At 63.0% G+C, this 12,234-nt stretch carries 12 protein-coding genes and 1 riboswitch; of the genes, 11 read left to right on the top strand and 1 reads right to left on the bottom strand.

Annotated features, from left to right (window positions below; genetic code table 11):
* Positions 1 to 4: 4 nt before the first annotated feature.
* Entirely contained in the window at positions 5 to 2,140 is a 2,136-nt protein-coding gene (locus tag RA302_RS15345) for a DUF2156 domain-containing protein (RefSeq protein ID WP_070161066.1), read from the bottom strand.
* Positions 2,141 to 2,279: 139 nt separating this feature from the next.
* Here RA302_RS15345 and RA302_RS15340 point away from each other — a divergent pair, with 139 nt between their 5' ends.
* The 11 genes from RA302_RS15340 to gcvP all read left to right on the top strand — a co-directional run bounded on the left by RA302_RS15340 (position 2,280) and on the right by gcvP (position 12,224).
* A complete protein-coding gene (locus RA302_RS15340; RefSeq protein WP_070161064.1) occupies positions 2,280 to 2,894 on the top strand; it encodes a CoA pyrophosphatase in 615 nt (204 codons plus the stop codon).
* A 109-nt stretch (positions 2,895 to 3,003) separates the two neighbouring features.
* Complete coding sequence (locus RA302_RS15335) at positions 3,004 to 3,603, top strand: CDP-alcohol phosphatidyltransferase family protein (RefSeq protein ID WP_030537518.1); 600 nt, start codon at positions 3,004 to 3,006, stop codon at positions 3,601 to 3,603.
* Complete coding sequence (locus tag RA302_RS15330) at positions 3,600 to 4,466, top strand: DUF881 domain-containing protein (protein WP_003946177.1); 867 nt, start codon at positions 3,600 to 3,602, stop codon at positions 4,464 to 4,466. Before RA302_RS15335 ends, RA302_RS15330 begins: the two co-directional genes overlap by 4 nt.
* A gap of 13 nt (positions 4,467 to 4,479) precedes the next feature.
* A complete protein-coding gene (locus RA302_RS15325) occupies positions 4,480 to 4,830 on the top strand; it encodes a DUF1290 domain-containing protein (RefSeq protein WP_003946178.1) in 351 nt (116 codons plus the stop codon).
* Positions 4,831 to 4,833: 3 nt separating this feature from the next.
* Positions 4,834 to 5,616: a DUF881 domain-containing protein gene (locus RA302_RS15320; RefSeq protein WP_007731994.1), complete on the top strand. Its 783-nt coding sequence runs from the start codon at positions 4,834 to 4,836 to the stop codon at positions 5,614 to 5,616.
* A gap of 45 nt (positions 5,617 to 5,661) precedes the next feature.
* On the top strand, positions 5,662 to 6,066 hold the full coding sequence (gcvH, locus tag RA302_RS15315; RefSeq protein WP_003946160.1) for a glycine cleavage system protein GcvH: 405 nt from the start codon (positions 5,662 to 5,664) through the stop codon (positions 6,064 to 6,066).
* A gap of 211 nt (positions 6,067 to 6,277) precedes the next feature.
* Positions 6,278 to 6,772, top strand: coding sequence for a glycogen accumulation regulator GarA (gene garA / locus RA302_RS15310; protein WP_003946166.1), 495 nt, complete (start codon positions 6,278 to 6,280; stop codon positions 6,770 to 6,772).
* Positions 6,772 to 7,509, top strand: coding sequence for a MerR family transcriptional regulator (locus tag RA302_RS15305; protein WP_003946161.1), 738 nt, complete (start codon positions 6,772 to 6,774; stop codon positions 7,507 to 7,509). Before garA ends, RA302_RS15305 begins: the two co-directional genes overlap by 1 nt.
* Positions 7,510 to 7,602: 93 nt before the next feature.
* Positions 7,603 to 8,076 (top strand): bifunctional nuclease family protein, encoded by a 474-nt coding sequence (locus RA302_RS15300; protein WP_338477247.1) that lies wholly within the window; start codon positions 7,603 to 7,605, stop codon positions 8,074 to 8,076.
* A gap of 332 nt (positions 8,077 to 8,408) precedes the next feature.
* Positions 8,409 to 8,963 (top strand): MerR family transcriptional regulator, encoded by a 555-nt coding sequence (locus RA302_RS15295; protein WP_021344354.1) that lies wholly within the window; start codon positions 8,409 to 8,411, stop codon positions 8,961 to 8,963.
* A 220-nt stretch (positions 8,964 to 9,183) separates the two neighbouring features.
* A riboswitch (glycine riboswitch) is annotated at positions 9,184 to 9,312 on the top strand.
* A gap of 53 nt (positions 9,313 to 9,365) precedes the next feature.
* Positions 9,366 to 12,224 (top strand): aminomethyl-transferring glycine dehydrogenase, encoded by a 2,859-nt coding sequence (gene gcvP, locus RA302_RS15290; protein ID WP_042451011.1) that lies wholly within the window; start codon positions 9,366 to 9,368, stop codon positions 12,222 to 12,224.
* Positions 12,225 to 12,234: the final 10 nt, after the last annotated feature.

The following is a 12,234-nucleotide window of genomic DNA, read 5'->3' as shown; positions in this document are numbered from 1 at the left end:
GGCGTCAACTCTTGCTGGTGGCGAGCTTGATCAGCTGAGGAGCCGTTGCGTCGGGCAGGTAGGCACGCGTCAGTGCGATTCCGATCCGAGGCAGGTCGGCCTCGTCGCGGAAACACAGGAAAACGGGTTCGTACCTCGGCTTGAACTTCTTCTTGAACGCGTGAAGAGACCGGAAGCCGTAGAGCGGTTCCATCGCGGCTCCGAGCATGTCCAGCAGGCGGTCCATCGATGCGGCGTCGGCGCCGTCGTCGCTGCGTGCGAGCGGTGCTCCGGACAGTGAGACGAATTGGGCACCTTGTTCTTTGAACTCGAGGGCCGACGATGCGATGAGGAACTCGACCACCGGACGGAACCCGTCGGGACGTCGACGCATGACGTCGAGTGTCCAACCCTGAACCACGCCGCCTTCGCCGTACACCGGCAACCACGAGGTGACGCCGTGAATGCTTCCGGTCGGGTCGACGGCCAAGCCGACCCGGACGTCGCGGTCGAGCGCCTCCTCGACGCTTCCGAGGGTGAACCCCATCTCGGGTAGCCCCTTGTCGCCCACCCATTCCTCGGAGATGGCGCGCACCTGAGCCAATACGGAGAACGGCTCGTCGGCCAATGTTGTCATCCGGAAGGTGATGTCGTCCTTCTTGGCCTTGTTGAGCGCCGAGCGGATGTCCTGCCAGGATTTACCGGTGAACTGCAGTTCTGGTAGGTCGACGATCGTGTCTTCGGCGACCTGAACGGTGCGCCAGCCACGCCGGGCGGCGGCATCGGCTGTCTCCTTCCCCACGGAGAACAAGCAGGGAGTGAGGCCGTTGGCTTCGGACATCGTCGTGAATTCGTCCACCGCTGCGGCAAGTCGGTCGGGGCTCGCTATCGGATCGGCCAGGACCACGACGACACCGACATGCCGTTGGAATGCAACGACGCTCTCACCCGACTCGCCGAAGTAGTAACTGTTGCCGTCCCACGTCGTCATCCACGACATGGTTCCGCCGCCGTGCCGTTTGAGCAGTTCCCGAGCGGCGGCGCGCGGATCGTTCCCGGACAACGGCCCGCCTCGAATCTTGCGCCGCATCGGTACGTGGAAAGCGTGGCGGCCCTTGATCAACAAGATGAGTTCGAGAAGCCAGAGCAGCGCGGTACCGACCGTGACGGCGCCGGCGCTCTCGTAGTCGAAGAAGATGACCGAAACGAGGACGAGGGCGGTGGCCAAGACCGTCAGTGAACCGAACACCACGGCAACCCACCAGGCCCAGCGGCGACCTCGTCGCAACTGGTCCGCGATCAGGGCAACGATGACCACGTCGATCAATGCCGTCCAGCCCGAACCGGTTTCGGCTTCCGTCGGCCCGAACGGTCCGCTTCCGGGGAACAGCCAGACGGCGATCTCGACCACGCCGATCAGGAGCAGGCCGATGAATCCGAGCAGGCGGATCTCGCGTCGCGTTCGGGGGATGAACCCGCGCTCTCCGTCGCCGAAGAACTTCTCGCCCACCGGCAGGAATATCGCGACCGCGATGAGGTGCTGCACGTCGGCGAGGCGGCCTTCGAAGAGGAACGCGATCGCAATGTACGCGCACAGAATGGCGCGCACTCGCATTCGCCAGGGCGAGCGGAGTGTTGCCGTGGTCGCGGCGAGTGCGGCGATGATTGCGGTGGTCACGCCGACGTCGCGGTGGGTGGCGAGGTTGCGAGCCCAATCCCAGTCGGTGTGGCTGCCCGCCCAGAGGAGGAGCGATGCACCGAGTTCGCCCGCCAACTGACCGCTGATCGTGACGATGGCCGCGTTCTTGGTTCCCAGGCGCCATTCGCACCAGCCGACCGCGAAGGCAAAAACGACGATGATCGAAACATACTGACCCGGCGTCAATCCGAAGAACCACCCCGTGACGAGAGTCCACCACTTGCCTTCCTGCAAGGCAGGAACTCCGTAGGCGATGTCGTTGAACCACGAGTAGGTACGGACGTGATTCCACAGGGCGCCGGTCGCGATCCCGACGACGGTGATGGTGAGCACGACGCTCGCGGTGAACGGCACACGCCGCAGGACGCTCAGCGTGTCGGAAGCAAAGCGAGAGGCCCGATTCGACGCGCCCGGCGCGCCCTGGTCGGTCTGCGGGGTGGGGGTCTGGGACTGCTCAGCCATCGAGGTTCTCTTCTCGCCATGCCGCACGGTGGATTCTGCCTGTTCAGCATGACAGGAATACAGACCGATAATCAGGCGAAGCGGCCAAAATGGACCAGACTGGCTGAGGGTCTCAGTCTCGTGGCGCTACTGTCGAGCCATGGTGAACGGAGATTTACTGAATCGGGACCACGTGGTCGCCTCACTTGCCGCTTTCGAACCTCGGTCGGTCGAATTGGACGGAAGGCGCTCGGCGTCGGTGGTCATCGTCGTCATGCGGACTGCGGACGGAACACCAGTGTTCCCGGTGACGAAGCGGCCGAGCAAGATGCGCGCCCACCCCGGTCAATTCGCGTTGCCGGGCGGAAGCGTCGACCCGGGCGAGTCGTCCGAACAGGCAGCGGTTCGGGAACTTTCCGAGGAGCTGGGTGTCGACGTTCCCGAGTCGAAGATCATCGGCCGGCTCGACGACTACGTCACTCGTTCGGGATTCGTGATCCGGCCGTTCGTCATGTGGTCGGGCGACGACATCGGGGGACTGGTACCCAATCCCGACGAGGTGGCCCAGGTGTATGCCGTCACGTCGGAGGAGCTTGACGTGGACTCGCGCTTCGTCACCATCGAGGAGTCACCGAACCCGGTGATCCAATGGCCGTTCCGAACGAGCCTGATCCATGCGCCGACCGGAGCCGTCATCTATCAGTTCCGCGAAGTGCTGAACGGACGGCACACGCGCATCGACAAGCTCGAGCAGCCGGTGTTCGCCTGGAGATAGGGGCAGCTCGACACGCTCGGGACAGTTCAGGCTACGGCGCCTCGGCGAATAGTCCGTCGTGCTGTGGAAAGCTGGCCGCACGGCAATCGAACGACGCGAGGTGTGTGCAGTGAACTCTGGCGAACAAGAACCGATCCCCACGGATCGGATTCTCACTGTTCCCAACGTGCTCAGTATCGTGCGTCTACTCGCTCTGCCGCTGTTCGCCTACCTGCTGCTCGTCACGCACTCGGACGGCTGGGCATTGGCGCTGCTGATGCTCAGCGGGTTCACCGACTGGCTCGACGGCAAGCTGGCCAGAGTGCTCGGACAGACCTCGCGTCTGGGAGCGCTTCTCGACCCGCTGGTCGATCGTCTGTACGTCGTGACGACACTGGTCACCTTCGTCGCCCGCGATTTCATTCCCTGGTGGGTCGCAGCGATACTCATCGGCCGTGATCTTCTGCTTGCGTTGACGCTGCCGATCTACCGCAGGCGTGGCCTGCCACCGCCCGAGGTGGTTTATCTCGGCAAGGCTGCGACCTTCCTACTGATGTTCGCTCTGCCGTTGATTCTTGCCGGGCACGGAGACTGGGCCATCGGACCGTTCACCCATGCCTTCGGTTTCGCTTTCCTGATCTGGGGAACCGTCCTGTACGTGTGGACTGCCGCGATCTACGTGCTCAAGGCCGTTGACGTTGCGCGAACCCACGAGGTCGTGCCCCGATGAAGTCGACCGGGGAGGACGTCCGTCGTAACCCGGTACCGTCGCTGCTTCGGTCACTCATGACCGAACATCTCGACCCGGGCTACGAGGCAACTGCATTCGAACGCCAGCACGAGCACACCAAGAACAGATCCTCGAAGACGGGGCCGTGGCTGGCCCTCGGCGCACTGTTGATCGGGTTCATCGTCACGGTCTCGGCTGTTCAAGCGACGAAGCAGGTGACCGGCACCGAAGAGGTTCGAAGCGAGTTGGTGGCGAAGGTCCGTGATGCGGAGGATCGAATCGATTCACTGGCCGCGTCCCGCGATTCACTCGGCGGCGCCGTCGACGCCGCGCGCGGCGTGGCGCTCGAAGGCGATGCACGCGGCAGCGCCGTCCTCGACCAACTGCGAGCGGTCGAATCCGGCGCAGGAGCCGAAGCTGTTCACGGGGAGGGACTGGTGGTGACGTTGACCGACCCGGCCGGACGCCCGAACCTCTCGGATGCGTCGCAACGGAGTGTCGGCGGTAAGACAGTTGTCCTCGATCGCGATCTGCAGACCGTCGTAAACGCCCTGTGGGCTGGGGGAGCGGAGGCGATCGCCGTCGGCGGCGTGCGAATCGGGCCGACGGTGACCATTCGTCAGGCGGGCGGCGCGATGCTCGTCGACAACCAACCTGTTTTCTCCCCGTACCTCGTCGAGGCGATCGGAGACACGCGAGCACTGCAGCGGAAATTCGTCGTCAGCGACGCCTACGTGAGAATGTCTAGCGTCTCGCAACTGTACGGAGTCGGTTTCGCGGTGGCCGAAGACGATTCGTTGACTCTGCCGCCTGCGGCGCCTCGCGCCGTCCGAGTGGCAACAGAACCAACAGAACCCAAGTGACAGAAGGAGTTCGATGAAGGCCGGTTCCGCCCTGTACGGACTCGCAGCACTGGTCGTCGGCATCGTCCTGGGCGTAGTTTTCAGCCCGCAGGTGCCCGACGTGATCCAGCCCTATCTTCCGATCGCTGTCGTTGCGGCGCTCGACGCCGTCTTCGGTGGACTACGCGCGTATCTGGACGAAATCTTCGACGCGAAGGTGTTCGTGGTTTCCTTCGTCTTCAACGTGCTCGTCGCGTCGTTGATCGTCTGGCTCGGTGATCAGTTGGGTGTCGGTACTCAACTCTCGACGGCGATCGTCGTCGTGTTGGGTATCCGGATCTTCGGCAACGCAGCGGCATTGCGACGCCGACTGTTCGGAGCGTGAGTCATGGCGGAACATTCCACGACCGAACCGGAAGAAGAACCTCCCGTCACCACTGCGGGTGAAGGTCGTCACGAGTTGCGTTCACCGTCCAAACACCGCACCAACGTCGTCTTCGCAATCCTCGCTGCTGTGCTGTTGGGCGTGCTCGGCGTTGCGATTGCCACACAGGTACGCAGCACAGTGGCCGGAGATTCACTCGACGCCGCGCGCCCTGCCGACCTCCTGGTGGTTCTCGACAATTTGAATCGGCGCGAAGCCGCGCTGAGGCAGGAAGTCGCGAATCTTCAGGAATCGCTTGCCACTTTGGAAGCCGGTGGCAACACGGGAGCAGCGCTGGACGAGGCGCGGGCGCGGCTGACCTCACTCTCCATTCAAGTGGGGACCGCTCCGGCCACTGGACCGGGTGTGACGATGACCCTGACAGATCCGGCGGGCGGCGTCGGATCGGAAGTGATTCTCGATCTCATCCAGGAACTGCGTGCTGCCGGTGCCGAAGCCATCTCGATCGCAGGTGCGAACGGCGAACCCATTCGTATCGGCGTGAACTCGTGGGTGAGTGGGCGCGGCGGCGAGATCGAATTGGACGGAACCCGGATCGAGCAGCCGTACACTGTGACCGCGATCGGAGATCCGCCGACATTGGCGGCAGCGTTGAACATTCCCGGAGGCGTCTTCGACAATGTCGCACGCAATGGCGGAACGTCGTCCGTCGAGCAATCGCAGCAGGTCACGATCTCCGTCTTGCGACAATTGAATCCGCGCCAATACGCTCAACCCGGAAATTGATCTTTTTGCGTCCGACTTTCGGACGGCCTGTGAAAGGAAGCCACTGTGAGTGAGCTCGATACACCTACCGATCTGCGCTACACCGCGGAGCACGAGTGGGTGAAGCGAACCGGCCCGACCTCAGTTCGAGTCGGTATCACCGACTTTGCTCAGTCGCAGCTCGGTGACGTCGTGTTCGTCCAGCTTCCCGCTGTCGACGAAGACGTGACCGCCGGTGAATCGCTCGGTGAGGTCGAGTCGACCAAGAGCGTCTCCGACATCTTTGCTCCGTTCACTGCGAAAGTTCTTGCAGCGAACGGTGAATTGGACGGACAGCCCGACCTCGTCAACACCGACCCGTACGACACGGGTTGGTTGGTCGAACTCGAGGTTGCCGACGAGGCCACACTCGACGCCGCACTCGCGGCAACTCTGGACGCGGAGGCATACAAGGGACTCACGTCCGAGTAGAAAACCTGCGCGTGGACCGGCCAACTCGTGTTGTGTCGCGGCCTGTCTCGCTGCACACGGCGGTCTGCGCAGGGTACGGTCGTTAGGTACGCATGTGCCGAGTCGGGGCGCAGGGCCGTATCGAACGTGACTGTGAAAGATGCTCGTGAAGAAAGTGCACTGCGTAGTCCAGTGATTCATGATCTGGATGATTGACCCAGGAGGAGAAACAGTGAGCGAGAACGGTAACGACGCGGGCTATGGGGAGTCGCCGGCGGAGACCACTTCGGTTTTCCGCGCGGACTTCCTCAATGAGCTCGACAACACCTCCTCTGCAGCACCGGCCGCCGAGCAGCCGGTTTCGGGCGTGGAAGGCCTTCCTGCCGGAGCCGCACTTCTGGTGGTCAAGCGGGGACCGAATGCAGGATCCCGCTTCTTGCTCGATCAGCCGACGACGTCGGCAGGTCGGCACCCGGACAGTGACATCTTCCTCGACGACGTGACCGTCAGCCGTCGTCACGCCGAGTTCCGTCAGGAAGATGCAGATTTCCACGTCGTCGACGTCGGAAGCCTCAACGGCACCTACGTCAACCGTGAGCCTGTCGATTCGGCAGTTCTCGCGAATGGTGACGAGGTTCAGATCGGCAAGTTCCGTCTGGTGTTCCTCACCGGCCCTCGTGCCGGCGGTTCGCAGGTCGGCGAGTCGTCAGCAGGTGCGGGTAGCTAATGACGGCAGTGCGGCAGCAGAGCCAGCCCGGAATGTCGATTGGTTCCGTGCTGGATCGGTTGCGTCCAGATTTTCCCGACGTGACGATTTCGAAGATCCGTTTCCTCGAGTCCGAGGGCTTGATCAGCCCGCAACGGACACCGTCGGGATACCGCAGATTCTCTGTCGAGGACTGCGAGCGTCTTCGCTTCGTGCTGACCGCTCAACGCGATCAGTACCTGCCGCTCAAAGTGATCAAAGAACAACTCGAAGCGATCGACAGTGGCGCAGCGACGGTGAGTGCAGAAGTTCCTGCGCCTCGTCGTGCTCGCGTCCTGTCGATCGCTACGGGCGATGTCTCACCCGAGGCGTTCCGGGTCGATCGCGAAGTTCGAGTCGGTCGTCAGGATCTTCTCGCGCGCGCTGACATCGACGATCGGTTTCTGACCGATCTGATCCGCACCGGTTTGGTCGTTCCCGGCGCGGCGGGCTTCTTCGACGAGGATGCCGTGACGTTGGCGCGCACCGCTAAGGCGATGTCCGAGTACGGCTTGGAGGTTCGCCATCTGCGGGCGTTCAAGTTGGCTGCTGATCGCGAAGCGGGGCTGGTGACTCAGATCGCCGGACCGGTTGCCAAGGGTCGTGACGCCGGAGCACGTGATCGTGCCGAGGAAATGGTGCGGGAGCTGGCCGCTCTGTCACTGACTTTGCACACGTGTCTGGTCAAATCGGCAGTTCGGGGAAGTCTCGATCGCTGAGTTCCTCGATCAGCGGGGCACACTCGAATAGAATTTCAGTACGACCGCATCGGAGTCGGTCGGCTGGATCACGTCAGGTTGGAGGCAAGCTCGATGGGCGAAATGCGTGTGATCGGAGTTCGTGTCGAGCAGCCTCAGAATCAGCCGGTCCTGTTGCTGCGAGAGTCCGACGGCGATCGGTACCTGCCGATCTGGATCGGGCAAACCGAAGCTACCGCGATTGTTCTCGAACAACAGGGAGTCGAGCCGGCGCGGCCGCTGACTCACGACCTGATCAAGATCTTGATCGAATCTTTCGGTCGGAGCCTCAAGGAAGTTCGGATCGTGGACCTGCAAGAGGGCACTTTCTACGCGGATCTCGTCTTCGACGAGCAGACCACTGTCTCGGCACGTCCGTCGGATTCGATTGCATTGGCCCTGCGCATCGGCGTTCCGATCTTCGCGTCGGAGGCTGTTCTCGCCGAGGCCGGTCTGGTCATTCCCGGCGAGCGCGAAGACGAGGTCGAGAAGTTCAAGGAATTCCTCGACACCATCTCGCCGGACGATTTCAAAGCCACTGATGGTTAGCCTGAATTGACTGGTTGCGGACTTTAGTCTTCAACTCTCAAGTAGAGGTTGAGTCTCGGTCGGCGTGTTGCGTTGACCATGCACCCTCCTGGACTTACCGTTGCGTGCGGTGGAGATCTTCTCGCCTTGTCGATCGAGGCGTACTCTGGGTAAGTCCACTCATGGAATTACCTGCCTTGGATTCACATCTGAAAGTTCGGTCGGCACGGGATTCTCGTGACTGCTGATAGCACAGGTTGGTTACATGATGGCGAAGCGAGAGGGAGACGGCAGTGGAAGAACAGTCGAATGAGCGCGGGACGGGCATAGCCGGTAGTGCCGCGACTGCAGAAATGTCTTCCGAAGAGCTGCAGCCGGGCCTGTTCCCGGACGATTCCATCCCCGACGACCTCGTCGGATATCGAGTACCCAGTGCGTGCCAGATCGCCGGGATCACGTACCGCCAACTCGACTACTGGGCACGGACGTCGTTGGTTGTTCCGTCGATCCGTGGCGCTGCCGGATCCGGAAGCCAACGTCTGTACTCCTTCAAGGACATTCTCGTTCTGAAGATCGTGAAGCGTCTGCTCGATACCGGCATCTCACTGCAGAACATCCGCGTTGCCGTCGATCACCTCCGTAAGCGTGGCGTCCGCGATCTTGCCAACATCACTCTGTTCTCCGACGGCACCACCGTGTACGAATGCACGTCCCCCGAAGAGGTCGTCGACCTCCTCCAGGGTGGGCAGGGCGTATTCGGCATCGCAGTCAGTGGCGCGATGCGTGAACTCACCGGAACGATCGCCGACTTCCCCGCCGAGCGGGCCGACGGCGGCGAAAGTGATCCCAACCCGGAAGACGAGTTGGCTTCGCGACGCAAGAATCGCGCCAGCCGCAAAACCGGATAACGTACGTCACATCTCTTTGGAGGATGCCACGGTGCAGGTAGGCGTTTCGGTCAACTAGACTGGGCCTGCGTCGCCGGCGTACGGGAGAGCCTCGGATACCGATTCACCGAACTTGTCTTTGTTTCAGTCTTTGTCTCAAAGGTCAGTCGTGAGCGGGATCAGGGCGCCGAAGGAGCAATACCTCCCCGTCAATCTCTCAGGCACCAAGGACCGTACGGGCTCCGACGCCTCTGGAAAGCGGTGGGACAACCCACCCGCCGACGGGGAAAGGCTGTGGCTTCCGCCTTCGGCGGATCACTACCGAATCTCTCAGGCGCTCGGGAATCGAGCATGCGACAGAGGGGGAGGAACGCACCGCAGTTCGGTGTGTGTCCTGATCCTCCGATCTGTCTGGGAGTTGTCGTGATCGACGCTGCAAGCCGTATATTTGCCGACCGCCATGTCGGTCCGAACGCCGCGGAACTCGCGCGCATCCTCGAACTCGTCGGGGTCGATTCACTCGACGAACTGGCAACCAAGGCCGTTCCCTCCGTCATCCTCGACGCTGCCCCGAACGGCATCGCTGCCGGACTCGACGCTCTGCCGCTTCCGGTCGGAGAGCACGAGGCACTTGCCGAACTGACTGCACTCGCAGCCCAGAACACCGTCGCGACGTCGATGATCGGTCTCGGCTACTTCGACACGTTGACGCCGCCGGTGTTGTTGCGCAACATCATCGAGAACCCGGCCTGGTACACCGCGTACACCCCGTATCAGCCGGAGATCAGCCAGGGCCGTCTCGAAGCCCTCCTCAACTTCCAGACCATGGTCGCCGATCTCTCCGGCATGGAACTGGCAAACTCGTCGATGCTCGACGAGGCCACCGCCGCTGCCGAAGCCATGACGCTCCTGCGCCGCGCGAACCGCAGCAAGTCCCCACGATTTGTCGTCGACGCCGATCTCTACCCGCAGACCCTCGCCGTCATCGAGACTCGCGCCGAGCCGCTCGGCATCGAGATCGTCTCTGCGGACCTCACCGCTGGTCTTCCGGAAGGTGACTTCTTCGGCGTCATCGCCCAGATCCCAGGTGCCTCGGGACGAGTCGTCGATTACACCTCGATCATCGCGGAAGCTCACGAGCGCGGCGCACTGGTTGCCGTCGGCGCAGACCTCCTCGCGATGACGCTCATCACCTCACCCGGTGAGCTCGGTGCGGATGCGTGCTTCGGAACCACCCAGCGTTTCGGTGTTCCCATGGGATACGGCGGACCGCACGCCGGTTACCTGGCCGTGCACTCCAAGCATGCGCGTCAGCTGCCCGGCCGCTTGGTCGGCGTCTCCATCGACGCCGACGGAGACAAGGCATACCGCCTGGCGCTGCAGACACGTGAGCAGCACATTCGCCGCGAGAAGGCGACGTCCAACATCTGTACCGCTCAGGTGCTCCTCGCCATCCTCGCTGCGATGTACGCGAGCTACCACGGCGCCGAGGGACTCAAGGCGATTGCGTTGCGCGTCGCTGCCCGCGCACACGCGTTGGCAAACGGCCTGCGCGAAGGCGGCGTGACCGTTGTCCACGATTCGTTCTTCGACACCGTGCTCGCTCAGGTTCCGGGCAAGGCGGCCGACGTCGTCGCTGCGGCCAAGGAATCCGGGATCAACCTGCGTCTGGTCGATGCCGATCATGTCGGTATCTCCTGCGACGAGGCCACGACCGCCGACCACGTCCTTGCCGTGCTCGACGCGTTCGGGATCGAGGATGCTGTTGTCGCCATCGAAGCCGAGGGCAATTCGGTTCCGGCTGCTCAGGAGCGCACCTCCGACTACCTGCAGCACGAAGCCTTCACCCGTTACCGTACGGAAACGGCAATGCTTCGCTACCTGCGCGCGCTGTCCGACAAGGACATCGCCCTCGATCGCAGCATGATCCCGCTGGGTTCGTGCACCATGAAGCTCAATGCGACCGCCGAGATGGAATCCATCACCTGGCCCGCGTTCAACGCGATCCATCCGTTCGCGCCGACATCGGATGCGCCCGGTCTGCTGAAGATCATCAAGGATCTCGAAGACTGGCTGGTCGCGGTCACCGGCTACGACAACGTCAGCCTGCAACCCAACGCCGGCAGCCAGGGGGAATACGCGGGCCTGCTTGCGATCCGCAACTACCACCTCAGCCGGGGCGACGACCACCGCGACACCTGCCTCATTCCGTCGAGTGCTCACGGCACCAACGCGGCTTCTGCCGTCATGGCCGGGATGCGCGTCGAGGTTGTCGCCTGCCGTCCCAACGGTGACGTCGACGTCGACGATCTGCGCGCGAAGATCGCCGATCACGCCGAGCGTCTCGCCGCGATCATGATCACCTACCCTTCAACGCACGGTGTCTACGAGCACGAGATCGCCGACATCTGCGCAGCGGTACACGACGCCGGTGGCCAGGTGTACGTCGACGGCGCCAACCTCAATGCGCTTGTCGGCCTTGCCCGTCCGGGCCGATTCGGCGGCGACGTCAGCCACCTGAATCTGCACAAGACCTTCTGCATCCCGCACGGCGGCGGCGGACCCGGCGTCGGCCCGATCGGTGTGCGCTCACACTTGACGCCGTTTTTGCCCGGACACCCGATGGCCCCCGAACTCGGTGGTGGAGGAACGATCTCGGCAGCGCCGTACGGCAGTGCGTCCATTCTGCCCATCACCTGGACCTACATCCGGATGATGGGTGCTGCGGGCCTGCGCCGCGCCAGCCTGACCGCCATCGCGTCGGCCAACTACATCGCGCGTCGACTCGACGAGTACTTCCCGGTTCTCTACACCGGCGAGAACGGCATGGTCGCGCACGAGTGCATCCTCGACCTCCGGGGGTTGACCAAGGACACCGGCGTCACCGTCGACGACGTCGCAAAGCGTCTGGCCGACTACGGTTTCCATGCTCCGACCATGAGCTTCCCCGTGGTCGGCACGCTGATGGTCGAGCCCACCGAGAGCGAGAACCTCGAAGAGATCGACGAGTTCTGCGAGGCGATGATCGCCATTCGCGGCGAAATCGATCGCGTCGGAGCGGGCGAGTGGACGGTGGAGGACAACCCGCTACGCGGTGCTCCCCACACTGCGGGAAGCATTGCAGCGCAGTGGGATCACCCGTACTCGCGTGAGATCGCCGTCTTCCCGCGTGGCAAGGCTCGCCCGAAGGTGTGGCCGTCCGTGCGTCGTATCGACGGTGCACATGGCGACCGCAACCTGGTCTGCTCCTGCCCGCCGATCGAAGCGTTCGCAGGCAACTAAGGCGTGTGCC

The sequence above is a fragment of the Rhodococcus sp. DN22 genome, assembly GCF_036669995.1.
Taxonomy (GTDB): Bacteria; Actinomycetota; Actinomycetes; order Mycobacteriales; family Mycobacteriaceae; genus Rhodococcus_F; species Rhodococcus_F erythropolis.
The sequence above is the reverse complement of the archived record's forward strand: the minus strand, read 5'-3'. Positions and strand labels throughout refer to the sequence as shown.

Bases quoted from the DNA above. Each gene is read 5' to 3' on its own strand.
- RA302_RS15330 (WP_003946177.1), top strand. From the start codon at position 3,600: ATGAAGTCGACCGGGGAGGACGTCCGTCGTAACCCGGTACCGTCGCTG.
- RA302_RS15295 (WP_021344354.1), top strand. From the start codon at position 8,409: ATGTCTTCCGAAGAGCTGCAGCCGGGCCTGTTCCCGGACGATTCCATC.
- RA302_RS15325 (WP_003946178.1), top strand. From the start codon at position 4,480: ATGAAGGCCGGTTCCGCCCTGTACGGACTCGCAGCACTGGTCGTCGGC.
- RA302_RS15340 (WP_070161064.1), top strand. From the start codon at position 2,280: ATGGTGAACGGAGATTTACTGAATCGGGACCACGTGGTCGCCTCACTT.
- RA302_RS15300 (WP_338477247.1), top strand. From the start codon at position 7,603: ATGGGCGAAATGCGTGTGATCGGAGTTCGTGTCGAGCAGCCTCAGAAT.
- RA302_RS15305 (WP_003946161.1), top strand. From the start codon at position 6,772: ATGACGGCAGTGCGGCAGCAGAGCCAGCCCGGAATGTCGATTGGTTCC.
- RA302_RS15345 (WP_070161066.1), bottom strand. From the start codon at position 2,140: ATGGCTGAGCAGTCCCAGACCCCCACCCCGCAGACCGACCAGGGCGCG.
- RA302_RS15320 (WP_007731994.1), top strand. From the start codon at position 4,834: ATGGCGGAACATTCCACGACCGAACCGGAAGAAGAACCTCCCGTCACC.